The sequence below is a fragment of the Nonlabens marinus S1-08 genome (assembly GCF_000831385.1).
In the GTDB taxonomy this organism is placed as follows: Bacteria; Bacteroidota; Bacteroidia; order Flavobacteriales; family Flavobacteriaceae; genus Nonlabens; species Nonlabens marinus.
The window spans coordinates 1,376,093-1,392,500 of the sequence record NZ_AP014548.1; the positions used below are offsets into that span (position 1 = coordinate 1,376,093).

Consider the following 16,408-nt stretch of genomic DNA (forward strand, 5'->3'; position numbering starts at 1 on the left):
TATGTCTAGAATACTCTTATTAATCGTAGCGTTTAGCCTATTTTCTTGTAAAGAGAGCCCTTCAGAACTAGATTTCACCACACAGGAGCTCTATGGTCAAGCCATTGGAACTACCTATTCCATCAAATATTTTGCGGATTCTGAAATAGATATCGAACCTCAAGTCGATAGCCTTATTTCTTTATTTAATGAAAGTATGTCCACCTGGGTTCCTAATTCAAAGATCAATCAGATCAATGCGGGTGTTGATAGCGTTATGGTCCGGAAGGAGTTCAAAGAAGTATTTGATTATGCTCAAGAAATTTACAGAAAGACAGATGGTTATTTTGATCCAACGGTTGGGAACTTAGTAAACGCTTACGGTTTTGGAGCTGATGGACAAAAGGAGAAAATCCCGAGTCCGGCAACCGTTGATAGTTTACTGCAGTTTGTAGGCTTTAACAAAATGGATATCACTCCAGCAAATCAGCCAGAAAGTTATTTAGTAAGCTCGCAGCAACCAGGGATGTACTTAGAATTTAATGCGATTGCAAAAGGGACTCTAGTGGATTATATCGCTAGAATGCTAGAGAATAAAGGAGTGATGGACTATCTGGTAGAAGTAGGAGGTGAGGTGATAGCCTCAGGAGAAAACTTAGAAAAACAGCAGCCCTGGAATGTGGGTATAGATGATCCTACCCAGCAACCTGGGGATCGCAAATTGCTTACCGTCGTGCAATTAAAGGATAAGGCGCTTGCTGGTAGCGGGAACTTCCGCAAGTTTAAGATTGATGATGCCTCTGGTCAGGAGTATGTACATACAGTGAATCCGTTAACAGGAAAAGCTGTTCCTAGTGAGGTGTTAGGGGTAAATGTTATTGCTGATAATTGCACGCTGGCAGATGGTTATGCTACTGCTTTTATGGCGATGCCTTTAGAAAAGTCCAGAAGGTTGCTGCCTAACCTTAAAGAGATTGAGGTGTTGATCATTTATATGGGCACTGACGGTGCGCTTAAATTTGAAACCACTCCTGGCTTTAAAAGCTATCTCAAAAATCAGGCTTTGTAAGCACAGGAATCAATTCGCCGGTCGCGAGTCGGTAATAGTCTACTTCTTGTGAGGATAATTGGTTGGTGTAATCTACCGCTTCTACTTCAAAACCTACAGACCTTAAACGGTCAAAATAATCCATACCATAAATACGTACATGGTCGTACTGACCAAAAATGCGAGCGCGTTCCTTACGATCAGTGATGGAATCATCCTCAAACGTGTGCTTTCTATCGTTTTCTAAAGGCACTTGGAAAATGGCGGTACCACCAGGTTTCATTACCCTGTACATTTCCTTCATCGCGGTTAAGTCATCTGGAATATGTTCAAGAACATGGTTGCACAGGATCATGTCAAATTCATTATCAGCAAATGGAAGGTCGCATATGTCTGCCTTAACATCTGCCAGCGGTGAGTTGAGATCTGTAGTGGTGTATTGGATTGTTCCGCTTTCGCGAAAGCGTTGATAAAAACATTGTTCTGGTGCAAAGTGAAGTAGTTTGGTAGGTTGAGAAAAAAGCGTCGTTTCGTTTTGCAAATACAACCAAAGCAATCGGTGGCGTTCTAGAGACAGCGTAGAAGGCGATAGTACATTCTCACGAACATTTCCATAACCATAAGGCAAAAAGCTCTTGAAACGCTTACCGTCAATAGGGTCTTCATAGCGATCGCCGTGATACCACCATGCCATCATCGGGCTCACCCAGTAACTAATGCTGATCAACCACGGACGTGGAATGAGGTTTAAAAAAAATTTAAAGAGTTTTTTCAAGACTTAGGGGTTACATAATGAATCCAGCAGATGGCGTTGAATTCACAAAAGTACAAGTGATTGTTTGATCTATACAGCATAGTTTCATCTATTATTCATTTGGATAGTATGGAGTCATCTCGCAGCAACGACAAGGCGACATTGAAACACCTTTTATAGATTAGGGACCCTTAAAATAGAGCCTATTCTAGAACATTATAGATTATCGTAATAATTGATATAAGTAATTTTATTTAAGAATTTGATAATTAAAAGGTTAATAAAATTGGAAAAAAGTTTAATCAGGTGTAGATTTCCAGCAAATTAAAAAACCTTAAATGAAAAACTTTTATTTTGTTGCTGCCTTTTTATTGATATTTAATATGGCTGCAGGTCAGGATTATTTTGACGTTTTAAAATATTCCTATAACTCTGCAACCCTAGGTAATATTGATGATTCTGATGAGACAGACGTTAGTAATACTAACATTGAGTTTTATTTTCCATTACCGGTAACCGCTACAACTACGATCATTGGTGGTTTTACATATGAGAATACGCGGTTGGGACTTAATTTTTCTGACAACCGATCTAACCTTATTATGACACGTCTTAATGTTGGTATCAAACAAGATCACGGGAATGGCTGGAGTGGAACCTATGTAGCCTTGCCTAAATTTGCCTCTGATTTTGTAGAAAATCTGGGTGATAATGATTTCCAATTCGGCGGTTTAGCACTTTTTGAAAAGAGGTATACCAGTCGATATACCTTAAAATTTGGATCTTACGTTTCTTCAGAGCTTTTTGGAACCACCATTACGCCTTTGATAGGAGTTTGGTATAAGAGTGAAAATGATAAATTCTCCATCAATGCAACCCTACCTATTCGTACTGATGTGAACTACACACTTACCGATGAATTTAGTTTAGGTGCAAATCTTATCACTTCTATAAAGGCTTACAATATTACAGAAGACAATGCAGACCAATACGTTCAGGAAGAGTCGATTAGGTTTGCGTTATTTGCCGCTTATGGTTTTTTAGACAATACCCTTATTGCAAGAGCAAAAATAGGATTAGACACAACAGATTATGGTTTGTATAATCAAGGCGATACCGTGGGAGCTCAAATCCTAACCTTTCAAGTATCTGGCGATGATCGAGTGAGGTTGAACCAAGAATTTGATAGCTCCTTATTTTATGGGCTGGATCTAATTTATAGATTCGAATTGTAGTTTTAAGTCAAGTTTTTAAACCAAAGCCCCACTGCAAACAAGTGTTTGCAGTGGGGCTTTATGTATATTGAGAGTTTAATAAAATCTATTCTTTCCAGCGATAGGGATCTTCCTCAGAAGAAGTAATACCTAAAACCTCGTGCACATAATCAAAAGTGCTGAGCAATCTAGGTTCTCCATCTACTATTGCCGCATTGTGTTCAAAATGCGCGCTAGGTTTCCCGTCGCGAGTTTTGATGGTCCAGCCATCAGGAAAATGCTTGATGTTTTTAGTTCCTAAATTGATCATGGGCTCGATAGCAACCGTCATACCCTCTACAAATTTTTTGCCGCGACCACGTTTGCCATAGTTAGGCATTTGAGGATCCTCATGCATGACACGACCTAAACCGTGACCTACCAATTCCCGAACCACACCATATCCAAAACCTTCACAATATTCCTGTATCGCATAACCTACATCACCTACACGATTGTTGATGCGAAATTGTTCTATGCCTAAATACAAAGATTTTTTAGTACGCTCCAGTAACAACCTTGTTTCTTCTGGAACTTCACCTACTGTAAAAGTATAGGCATGATCCCCATAAAAACCCTCTACAATTGCTCCGCAGTCGATAGAAAGAACATCACCATCCTTAATCTCCATGTCTTTAGGTAGTCCGTGAACTACCTCTTCATTAGGACTTATTAATAAGGTGCTAGGACAATCGTACAATCCTTTAAATCCCGGAATCGCGCCGTTGTCTCTTATATATTGCTCGGCTAGATCGTCTAGACGCTGAGAGGTGACTCCAGGTTTGATTTCTGCTGCGATCATACCTAGCGTTTTACTTACCATCAACGCAGCGCGGCGCATGATCTCTAATTCTTCTTTACTCTTAGTTACTATCATGGGTCTCTTTAGAAGCTGCAAAAATAGGGATAAGTAAGAAGATATAATGATTACTATAGGGTCGTTCCCTAAGCAAAGCCTAGGGCGGGCTTTTCACTACAACCTGCCTGCCGGCAGGCAGGTATTTTAAAGCAAAAAAACCTTCAAAAGGATTTCCGCTGCAATCCCTAACGCGGGTTCACAAATTGACTTTATTTATGAGGCAAATAGAGCCTTGAATTAAATCCACTCTAATTTTTCCTTAGTTAATTCATGCTGGACATCTCCAGTATGTTTAATAGCGGCCGGCTCAATCAACATCACATGAACTTCTTCATGTGCGATAGGTTTGTGGTCTACACCAGCAGGCACCACAATCATTTCTCCAGCATTGAGTTCAACCACCTTATCCCGAAATTCAATAATCAAGGTTCCTTGAATAATGTAGAACAGCTCATCTTCAGCAGCATGATTATGCCAAACAAACTCGCCATGGAGTTTTGCTAATTTAACGTGCTGGCCGTTGATTTCGCTAATGATTTTAGGGGTCCAGGTTTCTTTGAACAAGCCTAACTTCTTCTCCAGATTTATTTTCTCCATTCTATATGAATCAAAAAAGGAGCGCACTAGGCACTCCTTTAAATTAATTAGTTGTCGTAAGCATGCTTATACGGCTGTCCGCTCACAATTTTTAAAATGTCCTGCTCAAGAGATTCTCTAGGGCGCTCTACAAAGCGACCTATTTCTTTTCCATCCCGGTAGAAAATAAAAGTAGGTACACGCTGTACATCAAAACCGTCTACTAATTTTACTGGTTGTCTCTTGCTTCTATCCACAGCAACTAAGGTTAAATTACTCTGGTCGTAATCGGCTTGATCTAAAAGTTTAAAAAATTTAGGAGTCTCTCTCTTGGAATCACCACACCAAGTACCCATAAAAGCTCTGATTTCAACATCTTGAATTTGCTCTGAAAGCTCGTCAAGGATCATTACATCAGGATCGTAAGCCTCATAATTTGGGACAAACCAACTGGCGAATGGCTCTCGTTCGAATGCCTGTTCACCATGAATTCCCATGAGGTTTCCATTTTCTATAGTGCTAATGGGTTGAGGAGCCTCTTCTTCCATGGTTACGGTGGCAACTGTTTTTGCTTGTGCAGCAGATTCTTTTTTAGATCCACAAGAAGCTAAAACAGCTATGGTGGCGATTGCAAATAATATCTTTTTCATTTTTCTGTTTATTTTTTATTGTTCTAATTGTCAAGAATCGAGTCTTTGATCTTGCCTCTGTATTCTTAAGTCGGTTTTTAGATGAGTGAACTTTGTGTCATTTCTGCTGGCTGTTCAACGCCTATCAATTTCAAAATAGTAGGTGCAATATCGCCTAAAACTCCAGACCTTATCTCTTTGATATCTCGGTCTACCAAAATTAAAGGTACTGGATTTGTCGTGTGTGCGGTATTAACGCTTCCATCTGGATTGAGCATCACTTCACAATTTCCATGATCTGCGATGACTAGTATCGTGTAATTGTTTTCTAAGGCGGCGTCAATGACTTGTTGCGCCGCGTGATCTACGGCTTCACATGCCGCCACTGCTGCTTCCATGCTTCCAGTATGGCCTACCATATCTGGATTAGCAAAGTTAAGGCAGACAAAGTCGGCTTCTTGTTTATGGAGCTCTGGTATGATCTTTCCTGAAACACAATCAATAGACATTTCTGGTTGTAAATCATAGGTCGCCACTTTAGGAGAATTGCACATCAAACGTTCTTCACCTTCAGATGCAACTTCCTCGCCACCATTAAAGAAAAAGGTGACATGTGGATATTTCTCCGTTTCTGCGATGCGTATTTGTTTTTTGCCAGCTTTAGAGAGAACTTCTCCTAGTGTATTTTTTAGATTGGGTTTCTCAAAAATGACATTGATGTTTTTGAAGTTGTCATCATATTTGGTCATCGTTACATAATACAAATCCAATTTATGGCAATTTTGCTCGTGAAAATCACGCTGGCATAACATGTCAGTCAATTCACGGCCACGATCTGTGCGGTAATTGAAAAAGATGACGACATCACCAGACTCAATAGTCGCCACGGGCTCATGACCATTCATGGCAACAATCGGTTCCAGAAACTCATCCGTCAACCCAGCCGCATAACTTTCATTAATCGCAGCTACTACATCATGTGATGGAGCGCCTATTCCTTCCACCAGTAGTTGATAGGCTTTAGCAACTCGTTCCCAGCGCTGGTCGCGATCCATGGAGTAATACCTGCCTATGACACTGGCGATTTGAGCAGGAGTTTTAGCAATGTGTTGTTCTAACTCCTCTAGAAATCCAGCACCTGATTTTGGGTCTACATCTCGCCCATCAGTAAAGGCGTGAATGAATACATCTTCTAAGCCACTGTCTAGAGCAACATCTATCAAGGCTTTCAAGTGATTGATATGTGCATGAACGCCACCATCAGATACTAATCCTGCAAAGTGGACTTTTCTGCTGTTCGCTTTCGCGAAAGCGAAGGCATCCACAAGTACTTGCTCATCTTTAAGTGTATTTTCCCGTACGGCTTTATTGATTTTGGCAAGGTCTTGATAGACAATGCGACCAGCGCCAAGATTCATATGACCTACCTCGCTGTTTCCCATCTGTCCATCAGGCAATCCCACGTGTTCACCGTCCGTACGTAAAGTGGCGTTTGGGTATTTCTCGTAAAGACTGTCTATGTATGGCGTGTTTGCCTGTGCGATCGCGCTGACTTTAGGGTCTTGGGTAATTCCCCAACCGTCCAAAATCATCAACATGGTTTTCTTATTCAATGGAATGGTTTTAAACAAATAAAGGTAAGCAATCGCAGATTTGCGAGTGATAAAATCGACTTAAGATTGCGCAATCGCCTGCGCCACCATCCAGCCACCCGTCCAGGCATTCTGAAAATTGAAGCCGCCGGTAATTGCATCAATATTCAAAATCTCTCCAGCAAAATATAGATTCTCCTGTTTACGGGATGCAAACGTTCTAAAGTCCACTTCTTTTAAGTCAATCCCACCGGCAGTCACGAACTCTTCTTTGAAAGTGCTTTTTCCATCAATCTTGAAAACGCTTGCAGTAAGTAGGCTAGATAGATCTTTTAAGGTCTGGTTGGAGCAATCCTGCCAGGTCTTGTCTTGAAGCTCTGCCGCTTCCACTAAATAACTCCAAAGACGTTTTGGGATCTCATACAATCGATCGTTAGAGATTTGTTTTTTGCTATCGTCGCGTTTGGCTAGGAGCATTTCATAACAGTCATCAGTCGATAAATGGTTGAGCCAATTGATAACCAAATCAAACTTATACCCTGAACTGTTCAGTTCCACGGCGCCCCATGCGCTCATTTTTAAAATGGCTGGTCCTGAAAAACCCCAGTGGGTAATTAGTAAAGGTCCTTGAGATTCTAACTTCAATTGCGGAATCTCTACTCGAGCTTCCAACGCGATTCCAGCCAATTCAGTTATTGCCTTATCTACTATATTAAAAGTAAATAGGGATGGGACGGCATCAGCAATCGTATGATTTAAGGTCTTCATCAGCTCCCAAATCTTAGGGCTGCTGCCTGCGGTCACCACCAGATGGTCGCAAGCGAATTCATCAGTTTTGGTAACGACTTTCCACTGATCTCCACGTTCAATGGAGGCTACATTTTGAGAAGTCTGGACATCAATATTATATTTCTCGGTCAACTTCAAAAAGCAATCAATGATCGTTTGGGAAGAATCGGTGATGGGAAACATGCGGCCATCATCCTCAATCTTGAGTTCTACGCCATGGTTAGAGAACCACTCTATAGTATCGCCTGTCATAAACTTATGAAATGGCCCGAGCAATTCTTTCTCCCCACGCGGATAATTTCCCGTCAACGGCCGCGGGTCAAATTCGGCATGCGTGACGTTGCAACGACCTCCACCTGAAATGCGTACTTTTTGAAGGACGTCTTTTCCACGTTCCAAAATGGTAATGGAAAGATCAGGGCGTTGTTCTGCTAGATTGATGGCGGTAAAGAAACCTGCAGCACCACCGCCGACTATGATCACATCTGTATTTGTATGATGTGGCGCCATTAATTCCTATGCCAAATAACTTCAGCTGTCTTTTTATTAATTGCTTTCAACAAACTTTCGGCGCTGTCCTCGACTTTGATGTCGCCATTGTTGATCAGCCACAAGATCGCCTTGTCTTGCGCGCGGCCCTTCATCATGGCTTCCCGATAACCCATTCCTTCCGGAGGGAAGGTGACTAGTGAATATTTTGAAGAGTATTCCGCTTTCGCGAAAGCAGACTCGAGTTTCATCTCTATCGCACGCTTGATCTGGAAATCTGGATGCGAAACGCTGTCGCGCATCTCTACAAAATTGTCCAACGCAAGGTCTGCAATAGCATCCGTATCTGGTTTGCGCTCCACAGAAAATCGCTTCATCGCTTCTTCCCAAGTATCGCATTCATCTAGAATTTTATCGAAGACTAAAACATCTTCAAAGCCTGCGTTCATCCCTTGTCCATAAAATGGAACAATAGCGTGACTGGCGTCGCCCATCATGAGCACCTTGCCATAGGCGGTCCATGGCGAACAACGTACGGTTCCTAATGGTGGGGTGGGGTTTGCTTGATATTGTTTTACCAAGTCTGGAATTTCAGCGAGGACATCGGGAAATTCTTCTTTGAAAAAATCGAGAATTTGGTTTTCTGTCTGAATCTTTTCAAAACTGCGCTCCCCTTCCTTAAACTGCATGAATAAGGTCATGGTAAAACTACCATCACGATTAGGTAAGGCTATCAACATAAATCCTCCACGCGGCCAGATGTGAAGGGCATGTTTGTCGATACGCCATCCACCATTAGCTGCTGGGGGCATGTTAAGCTCCTTGTAGGCGTGAGGCAACCATTTAGTACTATAAGAGAAATAAAAGTCCCGCTGTCGCGCCATCGCCTGGCGTACTTTAGAGCCTGCGCCATCGGTTCCTAGTAAGATGTCAGGGTTCCATTGCTGGATCTCCTCACTTTCGGAGTCTTTATATTCTATACTTCCATTCTTCACGTCAACACTCACGACTTCATCGTTGAAATCGATTTGTACTTGATCATACTCATCAGCCTTGTCCAGTAATAGCTTGTTGAGGTCTTCTCTAGAGATGGAATTGATATAATCTTCCTCACGGCCACTGTAGTTTGAGGTAAGAACCTTCCCATTTTTAGGATGAATCATTCGCGCCTTCATAGGAATGCACAAATCCTTCACTTTGTCGCCCAGTCCAACCATTTTTAAAGCATTCAAACCGCGATCTGACAAGGCTAAATTGATAGAGCGTCCTGCATCTATAATTTTATCTCGCATGTCTGGACGCTTCTCCAGTACATTGACATTATAACCACGCTGCGCCAATCGCAAGCCCAATAAAGAGCCACATAATCCTGCTCCTGTGATCAGGATGTTGGTTTGTTTATTGGATACTTTCATGCAATAGGTACTAATAGATAATTTACATTTCGGAACTTAGGATCTGGACAAAATTCCAGCAATCCATATAGGAATTGTATAATGGGGTAGGAGCTACTCGTATCACATCTGGTTCTCGCCAGTCTGCTATTACTCCTTTGTTGCTAATCGCTTCAAATAAGCTTTTGTCTGCATTCTTTACTGCCAGTGATAATTGGCAACCACGATCCTTAGGATTTTTAGGAGTGATGATTTTGATGTGATCTCCTTCTATATTATGAACTAAAAACTCAAGGTAATTGGTCAGATCCTTTGATTTGGCAAGCAAATTTTGAAAACCAGCTTCCATAAATAAATCCATACTAGCTCGAATTGGTGCCATGCTTAAGATAGGAGCATTGCTTTGTTGCCAGCCTTCAGCACCATATATAGCGTCAAACTTTGGATCCATCAAGAATCGTTCTTCTTTATTATGACCCCACCAGCCCGCCATGCGATCAAGTGTATTATTGTCTGCGTGCCTTTCGTGAACAAAGCAACCTGCAATGCTTCCCGGGCCTGAGTTCATATACTTATAAGTACACCATACGGCAAAATCAGCACCGCTGTTATGTAAATCTAGATCTACATTCCCTGCACCGTGAGCACAATCAAATCCAACCATCGCACCATGGGAGTGACCCAGTTCTGTAATCTTCTTTAGATCAAAAAACTGACCCGTGTAGTAGTTAATAGACGCAATCATGACCAGTGCAATCTCATCCCCATGTTGTTGAAAAATCGTTTGGAGGTCTTCTATCTCTAAGGTATTGCTCTCTGGACGTGGCTGCCATAAAATAATGTCTTCTTTAGGATTGCCACCATGCCATTTGATCTGGCTGTCTACCGCATAGGTATCGCTAGGAAACGCATCGGCTTCCATTATAATTTTGCGACGTTTACCTGATGGTTTGTAAAAGCTGACCATCATGAAGTGTAGATTAGGCGTCAATGTATTCATGACCACCACTTCATGTGGCTTAGCACCTACAACCTCAGCCATAGGCTCTGTTAAAAACTCATGGTATCGCGTCCATGGAAATGTCTTGTCAAAATGACCTTTCACACCTAGATCAGCCCAATCCTTAAGTTCGTCTTGTACAAACTGCGCTGCTTTTTTAGGTTGAAGCCCTAGGGAATTACCACATAAGTAAATGCTTTCGCTGCCGTCCGTATGCTTTGGAATGTGAAAGCTTTCGCGAAAGCGAGATAAACCATCTGCAGCATCCAGTGATTGAGCATATTCTTTGGTTGGTTCGAAACCCATATTATTGTTTTGTAACGTTGACGTCTGTAAAATAAATATTCAACGCGCCATCTGGAGTGCGATGATTGGTGGCTATTTTAATCCCTTGATAATCGTTATAATCTTCGAATGATGTGGTCATGGCTGGATTAGTCTCTCCTTTAGGATAGTACATCCATTTGGTAATCATTCCATTATTATCGATAACCATATCATAGCGATCTCCAGGCGTGTAACCATCGTTACCTGTGTATTGAACTTGTACCATGTCTCCTTCAGTAGACTCTGGATAGGTGATTTCCTTACCTGTATCCCAGGCCAATTTAAATTGAGGAACCAACCAGTACACATCGTTTATAAAGGCACGGTCAGCACTTACTGCTAGACTGTCTAATTGTTGATTGCGATTATAGGAAACCGTATCTGTGGCTGTGGTTAGAGTAACCTGATCAGTTTGCGGGTTCCATTGCCACTGGCGCGATGCCATTTTCTCGCCATTACGTTCTATATTAAAGGTAAAGTCCAGTTGCTTTACGTCACTCCATTGGTCAAGACCACTATTTTGAGCCACTTGCATGGCAAGTTCCGGAGTCTCTTCAACGATTACTTCTTTTGATTCTTCTTGTTTACAAGAGATCATCGCTACTGCGATGGCGGAAAGGAGGATGTACTTGTTCATAGGTAATGGGTTGTTGTGTTATAGAGTTCAAAAATACGATTTATAGGTCGGTATGAAATTGTAAAGCTTTGTGAATATGGACGTCGTGATACGATTCAAAAGTACCTTTGCAGTGTGAGAAAGAGAAAGGTACAACGCGATATTAGCAACCGTAGAAAAAATGTCATCATATTGCTGCTAGGGACATTGATTGCTATTGGCCCATTTTCAATTGATACTTATTTACCTGCTTTTAAGCAAATAGCCGGAGATTTCGGTGTTGAGACCAGTGCTATAGGACTTACGCTAACTACTTATTTTATTGGAATAGGGTTGGGCCAATTGGCATATGGTCCATTAATGGATAAATACGGTCGTAGAAAACCATTGATAGTAGGGTTGACTCTATATATACTTATGAGTATTCTTTGTGGTATCGCTTGGAATTTGTGGTCATTAGCCTTCTTCCGATTCTTTATGGCATTAGGCGGTTGTGCAGGAATGGTCGCTAGTAAGGCAGTAGTTAGAGATTACTTTGATAAGGATAAGGTGGCAGATGTATTGAGTACCTTAATGTTAATCATGGGAGTCGCTCCTATTATAGCACCTACAGTGGGCGGTTTTATAATTACAACTTTTCACTGGGAAGTAGTTTTCTTTTCTCTTGCTGGTTTCGCAGCTTTTATGCTGTTCAATGTGGTGTATGTGCTTCCAGAGAGTGCAGAGCCCAATAGGTCTACTAGTCTTCATCCTAAAAGAGTTGCTCGAGAATATTGGTCTATATATAAGAACAAAGATTTCTTTCTTTTCTCTACAACGCGCGGTTTTGCCATAGGTGCATTGTTAGCTTATGTTGCCAGTGCGCCTTTTGTGTTTATAGAGTATTTCGAGATGAGTGAAGATATGTTTGGATACATCTTTGGCGGCAATGCTGCAGGTCTTATTTTAGGAAGCCAATTGAACCGATTGTTTCTCAGAAGGTTTACCACGTTCCAAATCACATTTACTATTGCAATTTTGATGGCCATTCTTACCATGGGAATCACTATTTATAGTTTCTGGATCGCTCCACAGTTCTGGGTCATCTATCCAGGCTTATTTACGATGCTTTTTTTCATTGGTTTCCAAAATCCTAATGTTACCGCATTGAGCCTGCAACCATTTAATTTGCAGGCAGGTAGTGCGAGTGCACTTGTAGGTGCAGTAAGCATGATCTTCGGCAGCATTGCCAGCACATTGGTAGCTCAATTATTGACGGATAGTATTATGCCGCTATTGTCTATCGTGACCTTTTGTAGCATTGCAGGTTGCATCGCAGTCGTTTACTATAAGGTGCAATATGGTCGTGGGTACGCTTTCGCGAAAGCGTATTACCATCATCCTCACCGCATCAAGCAACGTCAGGAGGCAGCTTAAGGTATTTGAATACAGTAGAACTACCTTGAAGCAGGTATTTGTTGTATGTACAAACAATTAGTAAATTTGTAAGAAAGATAGCTATGAAAAAGACAATTCACCCAGCAGAGAGTAGAGGTCATGCAAATCACGGATGGCTTAAAGCAAACCACAGTTTCAGCTTTGCAAGCTGGTATGATCCAGCGCGCATCCATTTTGGAGCAATTCGTGTACTCAACGATGACACTATAGCGCCAGGAGCAGGATTCCCCACTCATCCACATGACAATATGGAAATCATCACCATTCCATTATCAGGGATTTTAGAACATAAGGACAGCATGGGCAATGTTGCCCAAATAAAAACAGGAGAGGTTCAAGTGATGAGTGCCGGTACAGGAGTAACTCATTCTGAATACAACGGTAGCCAAACGGAAGAATTAAAGTTGTTTCAAATCTGGCTGTTCCCTAATAAGAAGGATGTCACGCCTAGGTACGACGAGTTAAAATTGAATATAGAGGATAGAAAGAATAAGTTTCAGCAAATACTTTCTCCCTCGCCAGATGATGATGGAGTTTGGATTCACCAGCAAGCATGGATGCATATGATATCCATGGAAGCAAATACAGATAAGGTGTATCAATTCAAGTCGACTGGAAGCGGTGTTTATGTAATGGTCATTTCTGGAACTGTAGAAATCGATGGCACAACATTAAAAGATAGGGATGCTATAGGAGTATGGGACGCAGATCAATTTAAAGTTACTTCTAAAGAATCAGCGGAGTTGTTATTGATAGAAGTGCCCATGGAATTATAAACCAAGTAAGCAGAATTAAGAGATGGTTTTGCCTTTGTGATTTTGTCAAGGGTGTCATGAAATTATGTTTTGTCTACAGAATTGCATGAATTTGGTTTCGATTTCCAGAATCTCCACCCCTCGGTTTGGGTTGATTTTGATTTACAAACCCTCTCATGGTTGTATAAAATGCAGTTGATCGGATGTTGAGTTAGGGGGAGAGAGAGGTAGTTGAGATAGATTTAGAGTGAGGGACAAAAAAAGATTGTGTTTTTCAGGTGTTGTAAAATACTGGTTATTTGGGGGTTAAAAAAAAGATTGAAATTATTTCAATTTTTCTTCTAAAAAAGTTTGGTTGGAAAGAAAAAGGCTGCGTATATTTGCACCCGCTTTGCAAGAGACGTTAAGTCAAAAACAAAGCAACGTTCATCGGAAATACTGGAAGACTGGAGTGATAGGGATCGTGAAGAGCCCGTGCTTTAAGTTCCGAGATTTAGATTTTCCGATAAGTTCATTGAGATATTGATTGACAGCACAAAATAAAGAACAGGTTCATTGTTTTTATTAATAATGGATCGGTAAGAAAATAATATAGTGTAAACAGACATAAACGCCAAATGCTTGTAGATATCGTGTTATGGGAGGTCTCCCACAAGAGATCTTTTTAACAAGATTCTACGATGAAGAGTTTGATCCTGGCTCAGGATGAACGCTAGCGGCAGGCCTAACACATGCAAGTCGAGGGGTAACAGGGAGCTTGCTCCGCTGACGACCGGCGCACGGGTGCGTAACGCGTATACAATCTACCTATCACTGAGGGATAGCCCGAAGAAATTTGGATTAACACCTCATGGTACCAGCTAATCGCATGATTTACTGGTTAAAGGTTACGGTGATAGATGAGTATGCGTCCTATTAGTTTGTTGGTAAGGTAACGGCTTACCAAGACTACGATAGGTAGGGGTCCTGAGAGGGAGATCCCCCACACTGGTACTGAGACACGGACCAGACTCCTACGGGAGGCAGCAGTGAGGAATATTGGACAATGGGCGAGAGCCTGATCCAGCCATGCCGCGTGCAGGAAGACGGCCCTATGGGTTGTAAACTGCTTTTGTACGGGAAGAAACCCCTCTACGTGTAGAGGGCTGACGGTACCGTAAGAATAAGCACCGGCTAACTCCGTGCCAGCAGCCGCGGTAATACGGAGGGTGCAAGCGTTATCCGGAATCATTGGGTTTAAAGGGTCCGTAGGCGGGCTAATAAGTCAGTGGTGAAATGCAGGGGCTCAACTCCGGCACTGCCATTGATACTGTTAGTCTTGAATTATTGTGAAGTGGCTAGAATATGTAGTGTAGCGGTGAAATGCTTAGATATTACATAGAATACCGATTGCGAAGGCAGGTCACTAACAATACATTGACGCTGAGGGACGAAAGCGTGGGTAGCGAACAGGATTAGATACCCTGGTAGTCCACGCCGTAAACGATGGTTACTAGCTGTCCGGTACGATTGAGTACTGGGTGGCCAAGCGAAAGTGATAAGTAACCCACCTGGGGAGTACGTTCGCAAGAATGAAACTCAAAGGAATTGACGGGGGCCCGCACAAGCGGTGGAGCATGTGGTTTAATTCGATGATACGCGAGGAACCTTACCAGGGCTTAAATGCAGTATGACAGGCTTAGAAATAGGTTTTTCTTCGGACATATTGCAAGGTGCTGCATGGTTGTCGTCAGCTCGTGCCGTGAGGTGTCAGGTTAAGTCCTATAACGAGCGCAACCCCTATTGCTAGTTGCCAGCGGATAATGCCGGGGACTCTAGTGAGACTGCCGGTGCAAACCGTGAGGAAGGTGGGGATGACGTCAAATCATCACGGCCCTTACGTCCTGGGCCACACACGTGCTACAATGGTAGGGACAGAGAGCAGCCACTTCGCGAGAAGGAGCGAATCTATAAACCCTATCACAGTTCGGATCGTAGTCTGCAACTCGACTACGTGAAGCTGGAATCGCTAGTAATCGCATATCAGCCATGATGCGGTGAATACGTTCCCGGGCCTTGTACACACCGCCCGTCAAGCCATGGAAGCTGGGGGTACCTGAAGTCGGTGACCGCAAGGAGCTGCCTAGGGTAAAACTGGTAACTGGGGCTAAGTCGTAACAAGGTAGCCGTACCGGAAGGTGCGGCTGGAACACCTCCTTTCTGGAGTACCTGAAATAATGGTACCTAAAAACGGGAGTCTTCCATAATGCGCTACATTTATTTGGCGTGTTTGTTTATATTATTATGTATTAGTAGTAACTGTCAATCTTATTTATAAAAAAGTCGAAAGACGTGAGATGCCTTTTGAAGGTATGTCAGAGTCTCATAGCTCAGCTGGTTAGAGCGCTACACTGATAATGTAGAGGTCGGCAGTTCGAGTCTGCCTGAGACTACTTTTTAAAATACGCTTTCGCGAAAGCATAAATCGCGATTAGTTCATTAAAATATTTTATTGGAAATTCTAGAAGTTAGAGGATTCTACATTGGTAATTCTGAATTCATAATTCTGAATTCCATTATGGGGGATTAGCTCAGCTGGCTAGAGCGCCTGCCTTGCACGCAGGAGGTCATCGGTTCGACTCCGATATTCTCCACTACGCCCACCACGGGATCGCTTGCGATACCATGGTCAGCGCCGGGTTACCCCTTTGGGGGCCAGGGGGCCAACGTTCATTGACATATTGAAAAGATTAAACGAGAAACAGATAGGCACATTTTTACAAATGTGTTTGTTATTAATAAAGAATAAGAATACAAGAGCAAGGCGTTAGTTTTATATCGTTATAGAACTAACCAGAATACCATAAGCAAATTAAGGGCGTATGGGGAATGCCTAGGCTCTCAGAGGCGATGAAGGACGTGATAAGCTGCG

At 42.3% G+C, this 16,408-nt stretch carries 13 protein-coding genes, 2 tRNA genes and 2 rRNA genes (1 of these 17 only partly in view); 8 read left to right on the top strand and 9 right to left on the bottom strand.

The window, feature by feature from the left end; translation table 11 throughout:
* Position 1: 1 nt before the first annotated feature.
* A complete protein-coding gene (locus tag NMS_RS06370; RefSeq protein ID WP_041495962.1) occupies positions 2–1,048 on the top strand; it encodes an FAD:protein FMN transferase in 1,047 nt (348 codons plus the stop codon).
* On the opposite strand, the gene NMS_RS06375 is transcribed toward NMS_RS06370, so the two are convergent.
* Positions 1,029–1,802 (bottom strand): class I SAM-dependent methyltransferase, encoded by a 774-nt coding sequence (locus NMS_RS06375; RefSeq protein ID WP_041495963.1) that lies wholly within the window; start codon positions 1,800–1,802, stop codon positions 1,029–1,031. The genes NMS_RS06370 and NMS_RS06375 overlap by 20 nt on opposite strands.
* A 317-nt stretch (positions 1,803–2,119) precedes the next feature.
* Here NMS_RS06375 and NMS_RS06380 point away from each other — a divergent pair, with 317 nt between their 5' ends.
* On the top strand, positions 2,120–3,016 hold the full coding sequence (locus NMS_RS06380) for a DUF6268 family outer membrane beta-barrel protein (protein WP_052476779.1): 897 nt from the start codon (positions 2,120–2,122) through the stop codon (positions 3,014–3,016).
* Positions 3,017–3,101: 85 nt separating this feature from the next.
* On the opposite strand, the gene map is transcribed toward NMS_RS06380, so the two are convergent.
* The 8 genes from map to NMS_RS06420 form a co-directional block, all read right to left on the bottom strand.
* Entirely contained in the window at positions 3,102–3,911 is an 810-nt protein-coding gene (gene map / locus NMS_RS06385) for a type I methionyl aminopeptidase (protein ID WP_041495964.1), read from the bottom strand.
* 219 nt (positions 3,912–4,130) lie between these two features.
* A complete protein-coding gene (locus tag NMS_RS06390) occupies positions 4,131–4,490 on the bottom strand; it encodes a cupin domain-containing protein (protein WP_041495965.1) in 360 nt (119 codons plus the stop codon).
* Between the two features lie 47 nt (positions 4,491–4,537).
* Positions 4,538–5,119: a thioredoxin family protein gene (locus NMS_RS06395; protein WP_041495966.1), complete on the bottom strand. Its 582-nt coding sequence runs from the start codon at positions 5,117–5,119 to the stop codon at positions 4,538–4,540.
* 77 nt (positions 5,120–5,196) lie between these two features.
* Complete coding sequence (gpmI, locus tag NMS_RS06400; RefSeq protein WP_041497534.1) at positions 5,197–6,711, bottom strand: 2,3-bisphosphoglycerate-independent phosphoglycerate mutase; 1,515 nt, start codon at positions 6,709–6,711, stop codon at positions 5,197–5,199.
* A 60-nt stretch (positions 6,712–6,771) separates the two neighbouring features.
* Complete coding sequence (locus tag NMS_RS06405) at positions 6,772–7,989, bottom strand: BaiN/RdsA family NAD(P)/FAD-dependent oxidoreductase (RefSeq protein WP_041495968.1); 1,218 nt, start codon at positions 7,987–7,989, stop codon at positions 6,772–6,774.
* The gene (locus NMS_RS06410; RefSeq protein WP_041495969.1) at positions 7,989–9,383 is read right to left on the bottom strand and encodes an FAD-dependent oxidoreductase; all 1,395 of its coding nucleotides are present in this window, start codon (positions 9,381–9,383) and stop codon (positions 7,989–7,991) included. The genes NMS_RS06405 and NMS_RS06410 overlap by 1 nt, the downstream gene beginning before the upstream one ends.
* Before the next feature lie 22 nt (positions 9,384–9,405).
* The gene (kynU, locus tag NMS_RS06415; RefSeq protein WP_041495970.1) at positions 9,406–10,668 is read right to left on the bottom strand and encodes a kynureninase; all 1,263 of its coding nucleotides are present in this window, start codon (positions 10,666–10,668) and stop codon (positions 9,406–9,408) included.
* A gap of 1 nt (position 10,669) precedes the next feature.
* On the bottom strand, positions 10,670–11,326 hold the full coding sequence (locus NMS_RS06420; protein WP_041495971.1) for a hypothetical protein: 657 nt from the start codon (positions 11,324–11,326) through the stop codon (positions 10,670–10,672).
* Between the two features lie 114 nt (positions 11,327–11,440).
* Between NMS_RS06420 and NMS_RS06425 the strand changes: the two genes are divergently transcribed.
* The 6 genes from NMS_RS06425 to NMS_RS06450 form a co-directional block, all read left to right on the top strand.
* On the top strand, positions 11,441–12,721 hold the full coding sequence (locus tag NMS_RS06425) for a multidrug effflux MFS transporter (RefSeq protein ID WP_041495972.1): 1,281 nt from the start codon (positions 11,441–11,443) through the stop codon (positions 12,719–12,721).
* Between the two features lie 83 nt (positions 12,722–12,804).
* Positions 12,805–13,518: a pirin family protein gene (locus NMS_RS06430; protein ID WP_041495973.1), complete on the top strand. Its 714-nt coding sequence runs from the start codon at positions 12,805–12,807 to the stop codon at positions 13,516–13,518.
* A 656-nt stretch (positions 13,519–14,174) separates the two neighbouring features.
* A 16S ribosomal RNA gene (locus tag NMS_RS06435) occupies positions 14,175–15,696 on the top strand.
* A 159-nt stretch (positions 15,697–15,855) separates the two neighbouring features.
* Positions 15,856–15,929, top strand: a tRNA-Ile gene (locus tag NMS_RS06440).
* 127 nt (positions 15,930–16,056) lie between these two features.
* Positions 16,057–16,130: transfer RNA gene (locus tag NMS_RS06445), tRNA-Ala, on the top strand.
* A 207-nt stretch (positions 16,131–16,337) separates the two neighbouring features.
* Positions 16,338–16,408 (top strand): 23S ribosomal RNA (locus NMS_RS06450); it runs 2,752 nt beyond the window's last position.
* Together the 16S and 23S rRNA genes with 2 tRNA genes alongside form the textbook arrangement of a ribosomal RNA operon.